The sequence below is a fragment of the Cupriavidus sp. GW822-FHT03E04 genome, from assembly GCF_058801495.1.
This window is the reverse complement of the sequence record NZ_JBXANI010000014.1, coordinates 253,842-269,139: the sequence shown is the minus strand read 5'-3', so window position 1 is coordinate 269,139 and position 15,298 is coordinate 253,842. Positions and strand designations below refer to the sequence as shown.

The 15,298-nt window shown below is 62.6% G+C and carries 15 protein-coding genes; 6 read left to right on the top strand and 9 right to left on the bottom strand.

Annotated features, from left to right (window positions below):
* Window positions 1-91 precede the first annotated feature (91 nt).
* Window positions 92-1,561 carry a coniferyl aldehyde dehydrogenase gene (locus tag AC1RQC_RS22165; RefSeq protein WP_492884661.1) on the bottom strand — a complete coding sequence of 490 codons (1,470 nt, stop codon included), beginning with the start codon at window positions 1,559-1,561 and terminating at the stop codon, window positions 92-94.
* A complete protein-coding gene (locus AC1RQC_RS22160) occupies window positions 1,558-2,466 on the bottom strand; it encodes a sterol desaturase family protein (protein WP_492376048.1) in 909 nt (302 codons plus the stop codon). Before AC1RQC_RS22160 ends, AC1RQC_RS22165 begins: the two co-directional genes overlap by 4 nt.
* Window positions 2,467-2,591: 125 nt before the next feature.
* On the opposite strand from AC1RQC_RS22160, the gene AC1RQC_RS22155 reads away from it, so the two are divergent.
* Both AC1RQC_RS22155 and AC1RQC_RS22150 read left to right on the top strand, forming a co-directional pair.
* Window positions 2,592-3,509, top strand: a complete 918-nt coding sequence (locus AC1RQC_RS22155; RefSeq protein ID WP_492831402.1) for a LysR family transcriptional regulator — start codon at window positions 2,592-2,594, stop codon at window positions 3,507-3,509.
* A gap of 282 nt (window positions 3,510-3,791) precedes the next feature.
* Complete coding sequence (locus tag AC1RQC_RS22150; protein WP_492831401.1) at window positions 3,792-4,412, top strand: TetR/AcrR family transcriptional regulator; 621 nt, start codon at window positions 3,792-3,794, stop codon at window positions 4,410-4,412.
* Here the strand turns inward: AC1RQC_RS22150 and AC1RQC_RS22145 are convergent.
* On the bottom strand, window positions 4,318-5,100 hold the full coding sequence (locus AC1RQC_RS22145; protein WP_492376045.1) for a TetR/AcrR family transcriptional regulator: 783 nt from the start codon (window positions 5,098-5,100) through the stop codon (window positions 4,318-4,320). The genes AC1RQC_RS22150 and AC1RQC_RS22145 overlap by 95 nt on opposite strands.
* On the bottom strand, window positions 5,097-6,116 hold the full coding sequence (locus tag AC1RQC_RS22140; protein ID WP_492884659.1) for a 2Fe-2S iron-sulfur cluster-binding protein: 1,020 nt from the start codon (window positions 6,114-6,116) through the stop codon (window positions 5,097-5,099). Before AC1RQC_RS22140 ends, AC1RQC_RS22145 begins: the two co-directional genes overlap by 4 nt.
* Before the next feature lie 178 nt (window positions 6,117-6,294).
* Between AC1RQC_RS22140 and AC1RQC_RS22135 the strand changes: the two genes are divergently transcribed.
* Window positions 6,295-7,380: a ferritin-like domain-containing protein gene (locus AC1RQC_RS22135; protein WP_492376043.1), complete on the top strand. Its 1,086-nt coding sequence runs from the start codon at window positions 6,295-6,297 to the stop codon at window positions 7,378-7,380.
* 70 nt (window positions 7,381-7,450) lie between these two features.
* On the opposite strand, the gene AC1RQC_RS22130 is transcribed toward AC1RQC_RS22135, so the two are convergent.
* The 3 genes from AC1RQC_RS22130 to AC1RQC_RS22120 all read right to left on the bottom strand — a co-directional run bounded on the left by AC1RQC_RS22130 (window position 7,451) and on the right by AC1RQC_RS22120 (window position 10,303).
* Window positions 7,451-8,689, bottom strand: a complete 1,239-nt coding sequence (locus AC1RQC_RS22130; protein WP_492376042.1) for a type II toxin-antitoxin system HipA family toxin — start codon at window positions 8,687-8,689, stop codon at window positions 7,451-7,453.
* Window positions 8,673-8,999, bottom strand: a complete 327-nt coding sequence (locus AC1RQC_RS22125) for a helix-turn-helix domain-containing protein (RefSeq protein WP_174427236.1) — start codon at window positions 8,997-8,999, stop codon at window positions 8,673-8,675. Before AC1RQC_RS22125 ends, AC1RQC_RS22130 begins: the two co-directional genes overlap by 17 nt.
* A gap of 269 nt (window positions 9,000-9,268) precedes the next feature.
* Window positions 9,269-10,303: an AraC family transcriptional regulator gene (locus tag AC1RQC_RS22120; protein WP_492884657.1), complete on the bottom strand. Its 1,035-nt coding sequence runs from the start codon at window positions 10,301-10,303 to the stop codon at window positions 9,269-9,271.
* Window positions 10,304-10,435: 132 nt separating this feature from the next.
* Between AC1RQC_RS22120 and AC1RQC_RS22115 the strand changes: the two genes are divergently transcribed.
* The 3 genes from AC1RQC_RS22115 to AC1RQC_RS22105 all read left to right on the top strand — a co-directional run bounded on the left by AC1RQC_RS22115 (window position 10,436) and on the right by AC1RQC_RS22105 (window position 14,064).
* Window positions 10,436-11,965 (top strand): flavin-containing monooxygenase, encoded by a 1,530-nt coding sequence (locus tag AC1RQC_RS22115; RefSeq protein WP_492884655.1) that lies wholly within the window; start codon window positions 10,436-10,438, stop codon window positions 11,963-11,965.
* A gap of 174 nt (window positions 11,966-12,139) precedes the next feature.
* Window positions 12,140-12,922: an alpha/beta hydrolase gene (locus tag AC1RQC_RS22110; protein ID WP_492884653.1), complete on the top strand. Its 783-nt coding sequence runs from the start codon at window positions 12,140-12,142 to the stop codon at window positions 12,920-12,922.
* A gap of 191 nt (window positions 12,923-13,113) precedes the next feature.
* Window positions 13,114-14,064: an NAD(P)H-dependent flavin oxidoreductase gene (locus AC1RQC_RS22105; protein ID WP_492376038.1), complete on the top strand. Its 951-nt coding sequence runs from the start codon at window positions 13,114-13,116 to the stop codon at window positions 14,062-14,064.
* A gap of 18 nt (window positions 14,065-14,082) precedes the next feature.
* Here AC1RQC_RS22105 and AC1RQC_RS22100 read toward each other — a convergent pair whose 3' ends face one another.
* Window positions 14,083-14,676, bottom strand: coding sequence for a helix-turn-helix domain-containing protein (locus tag AC1RQC_RS22100; RefSeq protein ID WP_492376037.1), 594 nt, complete (start codon window positions 14,674-14,676; stop codon window positions 14,083-14,085).
* Window positions 14,673-14,822 carry a hypothetical protein gene (locus AC1RQC_RS22095; RefSeq protein WP_492884651.1) on the bottom strand — a complete coding sequence of 50 codons (150 nt, stop codon included), beginning with the start codon at window positions 14,820-14,822 and terminating at the stop codon, window positions 14,673-14,675. Before AC1RQC_RS22095 ends, AC1RQC_RS22100 begins: the two co-directional genes overlap by 4 nt.
* Window positions 14,823-15,298 lie beyond the last annotated feature (476 nt).

The following is a 15,298-nucleotide window of genomic DNA, read 5'->3' as shown; positions in this document are numbered from 1 at the left end:
AAAGTAGGTAATCGCCAGGCTCTCCCTTGAAACCCCCCAGTACGAAAGTACTGGGGGGTTTTGCTTTTGCGGCTGCGGATTCAGAAGGGCTTCAGAACGGTTTCTTCACCGCCACATCGCCCTGGCCGACAAACAGCTTCATCGTCAGGCGCTGCGCCAGATTGCCGTAGGGCGGATAGAACAGCCCGATGGGAAAGAACCGGTGCCGTTTGAACACGGTGCGTGCATGCGAAAGTTCGCGAAACCCCTCTTCGCCGTGATAGTTGCCCATGCCTGAGTTACCCACGCCGCCAAAGGGTGCGTCGTGGTTGACCACGTGCCAGGCCCAGTCGTTGATGGTGACGCCGCCAGAATGCGTGCGTGCAAGCAGCTTCTTGCGCTCGGCCGCATCGTGGCTGAAGCAGTACAGGGCGAGCGGACGCGAGCGTTGCTGCACCATGGCGATGGCCTGCTCGTGCGTGTCGTACGGCAGCACTGGCAGGATGGGGCCAAAGATCTCCTCGCGCATCAGCAGCATGTCGGGCGTGCAGTTCGTCACGACGTGCAATGGCAAGCGGCGGCCGGGGCCGACCTCGCCGCAGGCCATCACCGTCGCGCCCTTGGCGCGCGCGTCGTCCAGCATGGCCTGGATGCGTGCAGCGTGGCGATCGGTGGCCAGCGCCGTGTAATCGGGGTTGTGCCCGGTCCGCTCGCTGAACAGTTCGCCGAAACCTTCGATCACCGCCTTGACGAATTCGTCCACGCGTTCGCGCGGCACCAGCGCGTAATCGGGCGCCACGCAAACCTGCCCGCAGTTGATGCCCTTGCCATGCGCGATGCGCCGGGCGGCCTCGCCAACGGGATAGTCGCGCAACACGATGGCAGGCGACTTGCCGCCAAGCTCGAGCGTGACCGGCGTGAGATTGCGCGCCGCCTGGCCCATGACGATACGGCCTACCGCCGGCGAGCCGGTGAAAACGAGATGGTTGAAGGGCAGGTCGCTAAAGACGCCAGGGTTTTGCAACTCGCCGCCGATCAATGCAACGTGATCTTCGGCGAAGATCTCGCCAAGCATGGCCTTGAGCGTGGCGTTGGTGGCTGGCGTTGTCTCTGGCATCTTGATCATGACGCGGTTGCCGGCGGCCAGTGCGGCCACTAGCGGGCCCAGTGACAGATAGACCGGGAAATTCCAGGTCGCGATGACACCGACGACGCCCTTGGGCTGGTAGGTAACGTGCAGGCTGTTGCTGACGAACAGCAGTTCGGGCCGGCGACGGCTCGCCCGCATCCAGCGGCGCACATGCGAGATGGCATGACGGATCTCCAGCGTGGTCGGCAGCACTTCCAGCATCTTGGTCTCGGCCAGAGAGCGTCCGCCGAAATCCTGGGAAATCGCTTCGGCAAGCACGTCCTGGTAACGCAGCAGTTGGTGCTTGAGAGCGCGCAAGTGTTCACGCCGCTGCCCGGCATCGGGCAAGGTGTGGCGCAGGAAGGCTTGCTGTTGCGCGGCGAACATGGCCTGAACGCGGGCGCTCAGGATGTCTTGCCTGGCCAGTTCTTCTGTCAGAGCGCGAGCATTCATGTGGACCTCTGCTGTTTATCGACCTGCAGTGCTGTATCGGAATGGGTGTCGGTCTCCGCATAAGCCCGTCCGCCAAAGCGCAGCGCGGAGTGTGCCCGGCGCGACTGGAACAGCGGGTAGAACATCTGGGTGAACCAGCGCTCCTGCCCGAACAGCACGTCGTCCTGCAAGCCAATCTTGGCGGGATACTTGCGCGTGATGTGTGCCGAGCCAAACAGGATGTCCCAGAAGAACAGCAAATTGCCGAAGTTGCCCTTGTAGTGGCCGATGCCGTCCTCATTCGTCATTGCGTGGTGCGCCCAGTGGGTGGCGGGCGTGGAGATCGTGCGTTCCAGCATCCACATCAGCGGACGCAGTGCACGGATTCGGTACAAGGGCTCGTCCCACCGCCATGCGCTGTGCGCGCCAAGGATCACAGTCAGCTTGATGACTAGGTACGCACCGTAGACTTTAGCGAAACCCAGATACAGCAGCACACCTGCAATCCACAGGCCCGGCATCATCAGGTAATAGAAAAAATTGTTCCGGTACGTGATGCGGATGCTCATGTACTGCGCGGTGTGGTGCGCGCGATGCAAAGGCCACAACAACGGCGAATGCGACACGCGATGCCACCAGTATTGCGTCATGTCGTCGCAAATCAGCAGGATCGCGGCCATTGCCCACCATGGCAGGTGCGCCCACGCACCTTGTTGTTCCGGCATCAGCCAGGCGCAAAGCTTGCCGGCCCCCAGCAAGGCCAGGGGCTGGGTGATCGCGAGCAGGCTCACGAACATCGCCAGTTCCAGCTTGGTATCGTCCAGGGTAGGGTTGACGCTGTTCTTGTAGCGCCGCGTGACCCACTCCATGCAGGCAAAGCCAAGCATGGCGATCACGATCAAGATGTTCTGAAGGTGCGGACTCATTGGGGCTTGTCTCCGATCTCGCTTTTTGGCCTGAAAGGCTTTAAGTCCGGCTGACTGTAGGCTTGCTCGGTCAATGCGTCCAATGCATACTATGCAATGTTCCAATGCGTACGGAGCAACGCATCATGATGGACCTTCGCCGCCTGAGCCACGTTCTGGCGCTTGCCGATGTCCTGCATTTCGCGCGGGCTGCCGAGCGGGTGCACCTCAGCCAGCCTGCGTTCAGCCGCAGCATCCAGGCCATCGAGGCGGACCTCGGCATCCGCCTGTTCGATCGCGACGTGGGCGACGTGCGGCCGACCCCGGCCGGCGAGTTCGTGATCGGGCGTGCCCGCAGGCTGCTCTTCGATGCGCGGTGCCTGCAGCGCGATGTCGATCTCTTTCGAGACAGCCAGTTGGGCGACACCGCCTTCGGCGCCGGGCCATTCCCGGCAGCGACCCTGATGCCGCGTGCGTTGTCCGAACTGCGGCGCCTCTATCCCAAAGTGGCCTTGCGCGTGGAAGAGAGCAACTGGCAGCAGTTGCTGGAACGCCTGCGCGCCGAAGACATCGAGTTTTTCGTCGCGGACGTGCGCGACCTGCCGCAAGACCCTGCACTGGAAATCCGTCCACTGGGGACGCAACCCGGTTTCTTCTACGTACGCACCGCGCACCCGCTTGCCGGACGTCAATGCACGGTGGCAGATGCCTGGCAGTACGGTGTCGCGGCGACGAAGTTGCCAAGCGTCCTGAGTACCGAGCTGGCCAGGGTGCTCGGCTTGCCGGCGGGCGAGGAAGCTGTGCTTGCGCTCGAGTGCGATGACATTGCTATCCTGCGGGCCGTGGCGCTGTCCACCGACACGGTTCTCGCCGCCACGCAGACATCGGTGCAAGCTGATCTCGATGCCGGCGCGCTGCTGCCGCTGCGCATCAAGGGGCTGCCGTCGCTGTTCTCCGAGATGGGCGTTGTCAGCCTGCGCAACCGGACGCCGTCACCGATGGCGCAAAATGCCATCGCGTGCATCGCGCGGGTCGCTGGCGAGGTGAACGCCAGGCTCTCCTGATCATTACGCCTACGAACGGCGCCAGCGCGGCAATCAACGCGCGGTTGCTGATCGGGATCACCCCCGGGCAGGTCTCGCCGGGCAGCGTGCGATCGCAATGCAGGCGGCAGGGCAAGGGTAGGAAGGCCGCATAATGCGGCATTGCTTGCGCTTATCGATTATTTGTATTCCATGCCTATTCGCCGAAAATCCTCGACGCCAGCCAGCGCGCCCGCTCGCCAGGACGCCCCCGTGCGGCGAGCCGCAAAGGGACCCGTCGCAATCACCGTCACCCCGCCAGCCATGCGCCCCCCACGCCAGCCGCGCAGCGAGCAGAACCTGGTCAACATGATCAAGGCGGGGCGTGCGCTGGCAGAGCAACGCGGCGACCTGGATGACATTTCCCTGAATGACGTCGTGAAGGCCGCCGAGACGTCGATTGGCGCCTTCTATGCCCGCTTCAAGGACAAGGAGGCGTTCCTTCAGTTCATGCTTGAGGCCGCGCTGGACGAGGCCGAAGCACTCACGAAAAAATCGATCGCCAGAGATCCGGTCTGGCAAGCCGGCTCGGCTACGGCCATCGTGGAGCGCATCGTGCGCGTCTACGTAGGCCAGTTTCGCCAGAATCGTGGCCTGTTCAAAGGCTTCCTGCGGCATTACTCCGCGACCGGGGGCGGCGACAATCCCATGCGGCAGGCCAACCGCCGCATCCAGGATTTGCTTGTGCCATTGCTGGCCAGGCAACTCGATTCCCCACGCGCTGGCACCGCGGACTTCGAGGTGCGCGTCGCCATTCAGTTCCTGGTGGGCACGCTGGCCAATCTGTTGCTCAACGATCCGGGCCCGCTGCACCTGGAGCAACGCAAGCTGGAAACCCACCTGATCCGCATGATGTGCCGCTATCTGATGCTGCCAGAGGCGTAGGCAAGACGTCGCCCGCCGCTGGCAAGGCGAGGTAGCGGTGCAGCATCTCGGTGAGCCGTTGCTCCTGCCGTGGATCGTACAGATCCAGGGCGCTGGGCGTATGCAGCACGATGTTGGTCAATGCACTGATGACAAGCTGGACCGCGATGCGGGTCTCATCATCCGGCCCGCTGAAGCGCCCGGCGGCAACGCGGCTGGCCAGGCGCGGCACCATGGCATCCAGGATCTGCCGGTTGGCCTCGCGAATGGGTTGCCACAAGGGGTTCTGCGCGGGGCTATGCCGCATATACGCGGCAAACAGGCCACGGTGCTTGCGGAACAGGCCGATATAGAAGCCGACGATGCGCGTGCAGATCGCGTGGGCCGGCCCTGCGTTCCAGGCGGGGTCCGTGGCCAGCGAATAGTCCAGCTCGGCGCGCAGCTCCGCCAGAGTGTCTTCCAGCACCAGCGCGCAGAAGGTCTCCTTGTCCGGAAAGCGCGCATAGAACGCGCCAACGGACGTGGACGCGGCCCGCACGAGATCGGCGAGCGAGAAGCCGGTCAGGCTGCCGGCCTCGTTGATCAGCGCTCTCCCGGCGGCAAGCAGCGCCTTCAGCGTGGCCTCGCTTCTCTCCTGGCGGGGCTGTTTCAGCCCCGCGCGCAGTGTTGGCGCCGCGGCATCAGCGGGGGCCGTGGTTTCGGGTGTCATACGTCGAAGGTGATGGCGACCGGCCGCTCCTGGCGTGGGCGCGCCTGGCAGGTCAGGATCCAGCCGGCGGCAAGTTCGTCAGCACTGAAAACATCGTTGCGTGCATGGACGACCGCGCCATCCACGCACTTGGCCGCGCACGAGCCGCAATAGCCTTCCTCGCAGGCATAGGGCGCATCCACGCCGCAGGCCAGCGCGGCCTGCAGCAGGGACTGGCCGCTGGCAACCCGCACCACATGCAGGGCGCCGCCGAGGGTTACCGTGGCGTCGCAAGCCGGCGCGGGCACTGGCGCCGCGCTTGCCACCTCGGCCTCCTGCGCAGCCGCGTCAAACCGCTCCAGATGCACGCGCCCCGGCGCCATGCCGGCCACTTCAGCGGCCCCCAGCACGGTCTGCATGAACGGCCCGGGGCCGCACAGATAGAGCTGGCCGTGTGGCACCGCCGAGAGCAAGGCGGCAATCTTGCCACGTTCGGGAAAACCATCAGTATCGTCGTGGTGCAGATGCACGGCCAGCCGATCGGAATTGTCGCGGGACAGCCTGGCGATCTCCGCCGCGAAGATCGTGCTGCCGGCATCCCGATTGGCGTAGTAGAGCGTCATCGCGCAGCTGCTGGATGCCAGCGCCGAACGGATCATCGACAGCACCGGCGTAATGCCGCTGCCCGCCGCGCAGAAGAAGAGCGGGGCGTCCATGTTCTCGCACACGAACCGGCCGGTCGGCGCGCTTACCTCCAGTTGCGTGCCAGCGCCGACATGCGCATGGAACCAGCCCGACGCGCGGCCCCCCGGGATGCGCTTGACGGTGACGACCGGAAGGCCGCCTGCCTCGGGCGAGCTGGAAAGCGAATAGCTGCGTAGCAGTGTTTTCCCGTCCACGTTTACCCGGAAGGTGAGGTGCTGGCCGGCGCGATAGACGAAGGATTGCTGCAGCGCATCGGGGACCAAGAGCGCGTAGGAACGGGCGTCTTCGGTCTCCTGAGTGATCTGCGCGACAGTCAGATTGTGGAACTGCATCAATGTCTCCTGGTTTCTGCGGGCCCTGTGCCGGACCCTTGAAATAACAAGAAAGAGAATTATGATTCTGTTTATAGCCGGAAGCAAAAGCAAATTCAAGACCGATCCCACCACCGGCTAGGGTAAGCAAAACAGGCGGGGAGAACGGTCAAAACCCATGAGCGCCAAAGGAGATTGCATGTCATCCCTTCATCGTTACACGCTGCCGGTGGTCCAGACAGGCTGGTCGATCGGCAGCCAGGTTTCCACCGAGTTCAACTGGGAGTACGACAACGAGAATTCCAAGCTGCTGCAGCTCTACGAGACCAGCAAGAAGCAGCAATGGAACGCCACCGACCGGATCGACTGGTCGCAGGAGCTCGACCCCGAGAACCCGCAGGAGCTCGATGACCGGATGATCCCGATCTACGGCACGCCGCTGTGGGAAAAGATGGGCAAGCACGACCGCATCGACGTGCGCCGCCACCAGCAGGCGCATTCGCTGTCGCAGTTCCTGCATGGCGAACAGGGCGCGCTGATGGTGTCTGCGCGCATCGTGCAGATGGTGCCGGAGATGGACGCCAAGTTCTATGCCGCCACGCAGACCATGGACGAAGCGCGGCACGTGGAAGCCTATTCGCGCCTGCTGCATGAAAAGGTTGGGATCATCTACCCGATCACGTCCGGGTTGAAATCGCTGCTTGAAACCATCCTGACCGACTCGCGCTGGGACTTCTGCTACCTCGGCATGCAGGTGCTGGTGGAAGGCCTGGCGCTGGCCGCGTTCCAGCGCATTCGCGACTTCTCCAAGAATCCACTGGCGGCATCGATCAACGCCTACGTGATGCAGGACGAAGCGCGCCACGTTGCCTTCGGCCGCACTGCGCTGCGCGGCTATTATCCACAGCTGACGGAGGCCGAGCGCAAGGAGCGCGAGGACTTCGTGATCGAGGCCTGCTACCTGATGCGCGATCGCTTCGACCAGAAGGAAGTCTGGGGCCGCCTCGGCTTGCCGGAAGAAGAGTGCGCCAAGGCCGTGCGGGAGTCCGAGACCATGCGGCAGTTCCGCCAGCGGCTGTTCAGCCGGATCGTGCCGACCGTCAAGGATATCGGCCTGTGGAGCCCGCGTGTGCAGGCGGCGTTTGCCGACATGGGCGCGATCGAGTTCGCCAATGTCGACGTTGAGGCGCAGTTTGCGCAGGACCAGAAGATCGCGGAGGAGTTTGACGCGCGCCGCGTGGTGATGGAGTCGATTGAGGCCGCGCAGGCCGAAGCCAGGCACTGAAGCGGTCTTGGTTGCGGGCCCGGCCTGTCTGGCCGGGCCCGCGCGCATTACGCGGCGAGCCGGCGTGCTTTTACGCCTGGAGCGCCTGCAAGCCCTTTGCGAGGCGCTCGCGCATTCGTTGCCTCAGTTCGGTAGACAGGTGGGCGTTCACCGTAGGGAACGTATCGGCAATGCGCGCCAACAATTGATTCAGATGCGTTGCGGCTGCGTTCTTGTCATCAAACCCGAAGTGCACCGCATCCGCCAGCACGGCGTCGCGCGCGATATCGAAGCGGCCCTCGGACAGTTGCATGGTGAGCGTCCTGGGTTGCTCGTCGGGATTGGGAACGACGTCGAACGCCGGCGAGAGTCGCCAGCGCTGCTCCCGCGCGTGGTAAATAGTCGCATGATTGCGTGGATGGTCGTCATCATTGCCGACGATGGCGTTGAACACCATGCGTTCGAACAGCTCGATCCGGTCTTCGAGCGGCGCGCCTATCCGTTTCAGTTCCTGTGCCAGGCGCGGATAGCTCCACGAGGCTGACAGTCCGCCGGGATACTCGACGCTCAGCAAAGAGGCGCCACTGAGTGTCATGGTTCGTTGTTGGCCGTGGCGATCGAAGCGGCAAATGCGCACTACGCTCAGCCCGTCTTTGACCTGGTGATGCACCGATCGCGCGAAATGCATGCCTGCGGTAGCGCCCCACTGCAAGGTGAAGTGTTCCAGGCTGGGAATGTCTGCCGTGTCGCTGGGCAGAATCGGCTTGACCAGCCAGTAGTCCTCGCCGTCTTGCAGCGTGCCCTTGGGCCGGGCGCCGCCCAGGCTGGGCGTGGCCATGAGCATCCTGCGCAGCCTCGCATCGACGGGTGGGCGCCTTTCGTACATGGCAAGCAGTTCTTCGGCCAACCCTTCAAGTTGCAGCAGCTTGGGGCTTGTGATGACATCCACGGAAGGCTTGCGCGAGACGCCGACGGCCAGTGCCCCCCAGCGATCGCCATTCCTGGCCAGTCTCAGATAAGTGCTGTCGTGCGCATCGTCGGCAAGATTATGTTCGCGCTGTAAAAGCATCCGTCCCCACGAATCCGGGCAGGCATCACGCAACACGTCGTGCAGGCCGCGATACCGATGGGCGAGATGGTCGATGCCTGCAATGAGCGGCAGGTTGACCGGATCGATGGACCACGGCATGGCCGCATCCATGTAGCTCGGGGCATATCGGAACAGGCCGGTACGTCCGTCCGCGTGTTGGGCATAACGACCGACGGTTACCCAATCGCCCGTGTCCGGGCGTTGCAGGTAGATGAACAGCGGCTTAGAAGTAGTCATCATCCCTCTCGGAAGCAGGCGGGCGAGCCCTGGCATGCGGGCTGGTGGCCCAATAACGCGGGTCCGGCGGCGGCGCAGCCATATCCAGCAACCCGAGTATCAGCAGAGCGGTGAGATAGGTTGCGGCGCCCGCGCCTGGATCGCCCCGTTCGACTCGGCGCAAGGTCGCATCTGAGATTCCCATGCGCGCGCACAGGTCGGCGGCGGGAAGGTGTTGTGCGACGCGTTGTGTGCGTATGCAGCGGCCCCAGGTTCGCAGGCGTTCCGCTACCAGCGATGGTACGGCTTCGGCATGCAGCAGCTTCTTCGGCACAAGAACCTCCAGTTATAGATATCAGTTTAAGTGAAGTAAAACGATTTCTATGAGGTCGGTTTGCTAACGGAAATCCAGGCGGAGAAGCAATGAGCTGTTGATTTGTTTATAGATATCGTTTTATTTAGTGTAACACGATATCTATGATAGGACTTGTGTAGTCCAGTTCCGTGTGGGCATGGCGTGCTTGGAGAGGGCAACCAGGGGCATTGGCGACTAGCTTCCACCGGTTCGCCGAGCCGATTGCCTTGGGGCCGGGCGCCATGCCGTCAGTCATCACCACTGCGCGCCGAGCGCAGCGCCAGCCGGAAGGCATGCGGCGTCTGCCCATGCCAACGCCGGAACGCATTGATGAAACTAGTCGCCTCGGCATAGCCCAGACGCGCGGCAATCTGTTCAATCGACTGGTGCGGGCCACTCAGGAACGCCTCGGCCAGCGTCTGCCGCACTTCATCGCGTAGTTCCGCGTAGGTCGTGCCTTCGTCCAGCAACCGTCGCCGTAGGGTTCGCGCCGTCATGTGGAGCTTGTCGGCCGCTGCCGTCATACCCGGCATTTCGGCACAGTGGGCTGCCAGCAGGTCGCGCACGCGGCCTGCCAGGCCGAGGCGCGCGCGCCGGGCATCCAGCAACTTGCGGCACTGATCGCGCGCGGCGGACTGCGCCAGCACATTGGCCTGGGGCAGCCGTTCGGCGAGCCGCTTGCTGTCCAGCAGGATGGCGTTGTGTGGCATGCCAAATGCGGGTTCGACGCCGAAGACGCGCCGGTAGGGCTCGGTGCAGTCCGGCCGGGCGAAGCGCAGGTGCACGGTTTCCTGGATCGGCACCGCATCGAACAGATCCCGCAGCACGGTGAGGAAGGCGGCCATGTCGCGCTCCACATTGAACTGCCGCAGGCCTTCCGGCACGTCCGAGTCATCCACGACGAGCCACGTTTGCTGCCCAGCCTCTTCGACTCGAAACGACGTGAAGGCAAAGGTCAGGTCGAAATACTGCAGCGCTACCTCGAGCGCAGCACTCAGCGTCTGGCTGCTGAAGATGGCCAGGCCAAGTACGCCGAATGCGGTGAAGTGATAGCGTTGGCCGACCTCGATGCCAAGCCCCCGTGCATCGCCTAGCGCGTCGACCATATTGCGGATCAAGCGGAGCTCCTGCTCGCCACGCACGAGCAGGTTGGGGTTCGTCAGTTGAGCCTCGGTAACGCCAGTACCCGCCAGCACGGCGGGCACAGTCAGGCCATGCATGACCGCAAAATCGGCCATCAAGCACATGCTGGTCACGTTGCGCTCGAAACTCCATCTTGGCATGGCGGGGCTTTCCACTCTCTGATCTGGTGTCCCCGATTATCGATTTTTTGTCCGGCTTTGTCATTACCGCACTGCCTGGCCGCGCGTACCCTTCGCACACTCAAAACAAAACCGATGCAGGCAGGAGACAGGATGGCGATGTCACAGAAGGAAAGCCCCGATGGGGCCAGCGCCGAGATGGCGAGCGCAAACACGACCATGATCGCGATCATCGGGTCCGGATTTGGCGGCCTGTGCATGGCCATCCAGCTCAAGCAGGCCGGCATCGACGCGTTCGTCATCCTGGAGAAGGCAGGTGGCGTCGGCGGCACCTGGCGCGACAATCACTATCCGGGCGCGGCTTGCGATGTGCAATCGCACCTGTACTCCTATTCCTTTGCGCCCAAGGCCGACTGGTCGCGCAAGTTCGGCCGGCAGCCCGAGATCCTTTCCTACATGCAGGGCTGCGTGGAGCGATACGGCCTGGCCAACCACCTGCGGTTCGGCAAGGAAGTCACCTCGGCGGATTTCGACAAGGAAGCCGGCCACTGGGTCATCACCAGCAGCGACGGCGCCGTGTTGCGCGCGCGCGTGCTTGTGACCGCCTGCGGCCAGCTCAATCGCCCGGCCGTGCCAGCAGTTCCCGGGATTGATGCATTCCAGGGCAAGGTATCTCACTCCGCGCGCTGGGACCACGGCTACGACCTGGCGGGCAAGACCGTCGCGGTGATCGGCACCGGCGCCAGCGCGATCCAGTTCGTGCCGCAGATCGTCCCCAAGGTGAAGGCGCTGAAGCTGTTCCAGCGTTCCGCTGCGTGGGTCGTGCCCAAGCCGGACAGGCCGTTTACCGCACTGGAACAATGGCTGTTCAAGCATGCACCGGTGGCAGAGCGCCTGTATCGCACCATGATCTACTGGAAAAACGAGAGCCGCGCGCTGGGCTTTACGCGCTTTGGCTGGCTGCTGGAAGTGGTCGCGCTGCAGGCACGCCGGGAGGCCAGGCGCCAGGTGCGGAATCCGGAGAAGCGCCGCAAGCTCATTCCCGAGTACAAGATCGGCTGCAAGCGCGTGCTGATCTCGAACGACTGGTACCAGGCCGTGGATCAGGATCATGTGGACCTGATCACGCAAGGCATCTTACGCGTGGAAGCCGACGCCATCCTGACGCGCGATGGGCAGTGCCATCCGGTGGACGCCATCATCTACGGCACGGGCTTCCACGCTACCGACTTCCTGGCGCCGATGCGGGTGACCGGGCTGAGTGGCATCGACCTCAATCAGGCCTGGCGCGATGGCGCGCAAGCCTACAAGGGCATCAGCGTTTCCGGCTTCCCGAACCTGTTCATGCTCTATGGCCCTAACACCAACCTCGCGCACAGCTCGATCGTCTTCATGCTGGAGTCGCAGGTCCGCTACGTCATGCAGTGCGTCGCCAGCCTGCAGGCGCCCGGCCTGCACTTCATGAACGTGAAGGCTTCACGCCAGAAGGCATTCTCCGACATGGTGCAAAGGCAGTTGAAGCACAGCGTCTGGGAAGCGGGCTGCACCTCCTGGTACAAGACCGCCACGGGCAAGAACACCATCAACTGGCCAGGCTTCACGTTTACGTACCGCCGCATGGCTAGCAAGCTGGACCTGCGGGATTACGAACTGCATCCCGCGCCCGGCCGTCCAGCGGCCTGAACCACAGGGCAAGTCATGAAGAGAACCCTGCTTTCCTGGTTTGTGCGCGGGTGCGTCAAGCCGGTGCTCTCGCCAAGCTTCTCCGCGCGAGCCCAGCGGCGCTGGGGCCGCTTTATTGGGCGGTTCCTGCTCGGCACGCGAGGCACGGCGCGGAGCCGGCACAGGATAGCTGGCGTGCCCGCTATCCTGTTTTCGCCTACAGCGCAGCGACCGGCGAGCACCGTGCTGTACCTGCACGGCGGCGGCTATGTGATGGGCGGGGAGGGCAGCCACGGCAAGCTGATGGCGCGCTTTGCCAAAGCCGCGCAGGCGCAGGTGTGGCTGCCGGATTATCGCCTGGCGCCGGAGCACCCCTTTCCGGCCGCGCTGCGCGACGCGCTGGCGGTCTACGCGGCCCTGCTGGAACAGGGGCACGCGCCGTCGCAGATCGCGCTGGCTGGGGATTCCGCCGGCGGTGGCCTGGCAGTGGCCACCGCCGTGGCCATCCGCGACAGCGGCCTGCCGCTGCCGGCATCGCTGGTGCTGCTCTCGCCGTGGGTAGACCTCAGTCTCGCCGGTGCCAGCTTGCAGACCCATGTCGAGCGCGATTGCCTGGTCCATCCGCAATGGCTGCAAGCTTGTGCCACTGCCTATCGCGGCGCCAGGCCTGCGAACGATCCGGGCTGCTCGCCACTATTCGCCGACCTGCGCGGCCTGCCGCCCATGCTGATCCAGGTGGGCTCGGAAGAAGTGCTCCTGTCGGACGCCGAGCGCCTTGCCGATACGGCCACTGCCGCCGGCGTGCAGGTGCAACTCCAGCAATTCGATGGCCTCTGGCACGTATTCCAGCTGCACGCTGGCGTGCTGCGGGAGTCCGATGCCGCGATCGCGCAGATCGGGCATTTCATCAGACAGACCACCGGGCCAACGTCCGGATGGATCGCGCCAGATGCGATGGAGACAGCGGTGCCAGTCTAGTGTGACGTTGCCACGGCCGCATGAACGCTATGGTGCCGCCGGACACGGTATCGGATCTGAAGCCATTGGCGACTTACCGATCGGCCCGACCAGCAGGGCGACATGAATATGCAACCAGTTGCATCGAGTCGGCGTTGCGAAATAGAATGCCCAATCAACGATCACGGGTTACCGAGCGGAGACAAAGAGGCATGACCATAAACAATCGCGTCACGACGATGCTTGGCGTCCAGCATCCTATCGTCCAGGCCCCAATGGGATGGATCGCCCGGGCCCAGCTTGCTGCGGCGGTCTCCAATGCAGGCGGCATGGGCATTATCGAGACCTCATCTGGCGAACTGGACACCATCCGTGGTGAGATCCGCAAGATGCGCGAACTGACCGACAAGCCGTTCGGCGTCAACATTGCCCTGACTTATGTGCGCGACCCAGCCATCGTGCAATTCGTCGTCGATGAGGGAATCCGCTTCGTCACCACATCCGCCGGCGACCCGACGCGCTATTGTGCCGAACTGAAGGCCGCCGGCCTGACGGTTTTCCATGTGGTGCCTACGCTGGCCGGCGCACTCAAGGCGGTCGCCGCCGGCGTGGATGGCCTGATCGTGGAAGGCAGCGAGGGCGGCGGCTTCAAGAATCAGCGTGACGTCGCCTCAATGGTGTTGCTGCCGCTGGTCTGCTCGAAGGTCGATATCCCGGTCATCGCCGCCGGCGGCTTCTGCGACGGTGCCACCATGGCGGCGGCGTTCGCCATGGGTGCCGAGGGGATCCAGATGGGCACGCGCATGTTGTCGTCGGTCGAGTCGCCCGTTCATGACAACTGGAAGAACGCCATTGTCGATGCCCGCGAAACGGACACCGTTTTTCTCAATCGCGGCGGCAATGGCCCGGCGCTACGGGCCCTGCGCACGGCACGCACGTCCAGGATTGAAGAGCAGGTACCGGAGAGCATCAAAAGCGAATTCGCCGGCGTGCAGCAACTCTATTTCGGCGGCGACATGGAGGCGGCCGTTCCGCTGACCGGTCAGGTTTGCGGGCGTATTGATTCCGTAAAAACGGTACGGCAAATCATTGAAGAAACGATTCGGGATTTCAGCCAGGCTGTGGACGGACTGGCTGCGCGTTACGGCTCAATGAAAGCCTGATCGAACGCCCACGATGCGTTACGTCTTCCGCTCACCTGGCAGTTTGAGCGCGCAAATCTGGCGCGTGAGGATTCCTCGAACAATCGCTTCAGTTCGATTGTGAGCGCCTAGCTTATCGCGCGCGAGATCCACATAGTAGTCCACGGTACGCGCTGAAATCCCAAGCTCTTGAGCGATCTCCTTGCTCGACAGTCCGAGTGCTGCATACGCCAGTACATTCTTCTCCCTGTCGTTTAATCGAGCAGGACTGCTCGATGTTTCAGTGATCGTTGAATACGCATTGTCATAGGCAGCGTGGAGTCTCGCGTGAGCAGCGAGGATTGAGCCGACGTCGGGAGGAGGGTCGCTCTGGATGAGAAGCCGCGACGCTGATCCGTCCGGCCCATAGAAGGCGCTCTCAATGAGATCAGCGGAAAGCAACTGTGGCAGGGCGGGGCCGCGCCATCGAAATGGAGATGCTACGGGAGGAAAGTCTATCCCGACGTCTCCAAACTCCTGCACGACCAGCGGGATTGCAATCCCAGGCGCGTAGGACACGCGGCCCGCTGATGCAGAAAGACTTGCGCAGGCCGCATAAAGGAACTGCAAAATCCCAGGCTCAAATGCTGTCACAGCTTCGCCTCTGCAAGGTGGAAGCCTGATGCTGGCATAGTCAGTGCAACGTGCAGTCCGTCCGCCGAATTCCCCTCACGATTCTCGCCTTCAAAAATCAGAATTTCAAAATGAAAGTTAATCGGCAGGTTATTTTTTATTTTCATACCGCGATAATCTTATAAGTTCACTTCGCAAAAACAAATTCCATGAATTCAAAATATTTTTATCATCTCACTCTCGCAGGTGTATTTATAAAAATGTAAAGACATAGGCGAACAATCCCGCCCGCAAGGTAAAGAGAGGAATTCGCACCTCATGGAGCAATGCATCTAACGCTCTCCATGCTCCCTGCAGATCATCCTTGGCACGGAAATCACGACTTGCCGCAAGGTCAAGGTCGGATATGTCTACAAGAGATATCTGAACATACAGGTTCTCCATGCCTGTGTGGTTTGTCTATCCATCACGTTTCCAGGTGGTTTTCGCAGATGGTCCTCAATGGCGAACCTAGCAGAATGATCGAGATGATGGAATCGGACTAGTCCTATTTTTTGTGAGAAAAGTCGGATTTTTATGTTCAGACAACACTTGTAATTTTACGAATAGGCAGGCGGCTACGTTAGCCGCGAGAATTCACGCG

What these genes read in the sequence shown, in the direction of transcription:
- AC1RQC_RS22165 (WP_492884661.1), bottom strand. Translation starts at nt 1,561, where the DNA reads ATGAATGCTCGCGCTCTGACAGAAGAACTGGCCAGGCAAGACATCCTG.
- AC1RQC_RS22160 (WP_492376048.1), bottom strand. Translation starts at nt 2,466, where the DNA reads ATGAGTCCGCACCTTCAGAACATCTTGATCGTGATCGCCATGCTTGGC.
- AC1RQC_RS22155 (WP_492831402.1), top strand. Translation starts at nt 2,592, where the DNA reads ATGATGGACCTTCGCCGCCTGAGCCACGTTCTGGCGCTTGCCGATGTC.
- AC1RQC_RS22150 (WP_492831401.1), top strand. Translation starts at nt 3,792, where the DNA reads ATGCGCCCCCCACGCCAGCCGCGCAGCGAGCAGAACCTGGTCAACATG.
- AC1RQC_RS22145 (WP_492376045.1), bottom strand. Translation starts at nt 5,100, where the DNA reads ATGACACCCGAAACCACGGCCCCCGCTGATGCCGCGGCGCCAACACTG.
- AC1RQC_RS22140 (WP_492884659.1), bottom strand. Translation starts at nt 6,116, where the DNA reads ATGCAGTTCCACAATCTGACTGTCGCGCAGATCACTCAGGAGACCGAA.
- AC1RQC_RS22135 (WP_492376043.1), top strand. Translation starts at nt 6,295, where the DNA reads ATGTCATCCCTTCATCGTTACACGCTGCCGGTGGTCCAGACAGGCTGG.
- AC1RQC_RS22130 (WP_492376042.1), bottom strand. Translation starts at nt 8,689, where the DNA reads ATGATGACTACTTCTAAGCCGCTGTTCATCTACCTGCAACGCCCGGAC.
- AC1RQC_RS22120 (WP_492884657.1), bottom strand. Translation starts at nt 10,303, where the DNA reads ATGCCAAGATGGAGTTTCGAGCGCAACGTGACCAGCATGTGCTTGATG.
- AC1RQC_RS22115 (WP_492884655.1), top strand. Translation starts at nt 10,436, where the DNA reads ATGGCGATGTCACAGAAGGAAAGCCCCGATGGGGCCAGCGCCGAGATG.
- AC1RQC_RS22105 (WP_492376038.1), top strand. Translation starts at nt 13,114, where the DNA reads ATGACCATAAACAATCGCGTCACGACGATGCTTGGCGTCCAGCATCCT.
- AC1RQC_RS22095 (WP_492884651.1), bottom strand. Translation starts at nt 14,822, where the DNA reads ATGAAAATAAAAAATAACCTGCCGATTAACTTTCATTTTGAAATTCTG.